The sequence below is a fragment of the Okeania sp. SIO2B9 genome (assembly GCF_010672505.1).
Taxonomy (GTDB): Bacteria; Cyanobacteriota; Cyanobacteriia; order Cyanobacteriales; family Microcoleaceae; genus Okeania; species Okeania hirsuta.
The window spans coordinates 1-1,219 of the sequence record NZ_JAAHGK010001720.1 but is presented as its reverse complement, the minus strand read 5'-3'; the positions used below and the strand labels follow the sequence as shown (position 1 = coordinate 1,219).

The following is a 1,219-nucleotide window of genomic DNA, read 5'->3' as shown; positions in this document are numbered from 1 at the left end:
ATATCTACTGTAAAGTCTTTTAATGGCCAAAATTAATTCGTAACATTCTTTATTCTACGTTTGCTATTAGATATCTTAAAGTTAGAATATGAAGCACATTCGTACTCCTAATTAGCTAGGTTTTAAAATGTTAAAACCTTAAAATTTAGACAACACAAATTTTTCCAACTTCCTTCTTCCTTCTGCTATATTTATCCTTCATATAATAAATAAAATCTAGTTTTAATTATTAAAGTAATTTGATTAGAAAAAGGTGTAAAAGTTTAGCCAAAAACTTTGCAATTATTCCAGGAAATACACCAACTGGTGAAAAGATTAACAATTGATATCAAATGATATCAAATGATTTCGATATTTGAGTGTGTAGTTATATCATGTCCGCTGGTATCGTTATGTATAAACCCAAGGGTGAATATCTACAAAAAATTTAAGTTTTTTTGGACTTTTAAGTCTTCCGTTCTAGATAACTAAAGCCTTCTTCCCTCTTCCAACTTCGGTCCTTCCTTACCTTTACAATACTGATGCTACCAGACTTGATATTACACCTTATATATCTTTCAACAGCACTTTAGAGAGTGTTTGTCAAATAAATATAAGACCGCGTAGGGTACCAAGGGTGTTACGTAATGCACTATCCAACAGCACGCGGTTCGTGAGGTGTCAAACCGACCATTATTCCATAAATTAAATTGTAAGCGTACCGTCACACACCCTACTTAGTTCTTAGGGCCACTTTCAATTTATTATAGATAAGTAAAAAACCACATAGAATAATCTTCTAACAATTCAGCATTCTCAGAATCTTCCATAACAGCTTCTAATTCAGCTAGTGGCAATATAAATTTTTGACTATCTGTAGTGCGCTCCAATTCTGCTAAGATTCCAGACTCTAAATCTAATTTATCATCTAACTTTAGCAGATTAAACACATCTGTATAGGATGGTTTTTTCTTCTTCAGCTTCTGATATTCTTTTTTACTCCCTGGACCCATAGTATAATATACTTCCCACTCAAATTCTTCTATTCCTGTTACTAAACAAGGAAATTCAAGATTTTGCTTGAGATATTTAAAAAAAGATTTTAAATTACTTTGATTAACTTTGAAATTACTTGTATTGAAAATTTCCTCTAACTTTTGCTCAAAAACTTCTAAATTAATTTGTTCTGCTTGATCATCATCTTCCATCCCTTGAAAAGCACCGATCTGCTGTAAAAAAT

At 31.4% G+C, this 1,219-nt stretch carries 1 protein-coding gene; it reads right to left on the bottom strand.

Going from position 1 to position 1,219, the window contains the following annotated elements; genetic code table 11:
* Positions 1-743 precede the first annotated feature (743 nt).
* On the bottom strand, positions 744-1,219 hold a 476-nt coding region (locus tag F6K13_RS33965; protein ID WP_287290053.1), incomplete at its 5' end, for a calcium-binding protein.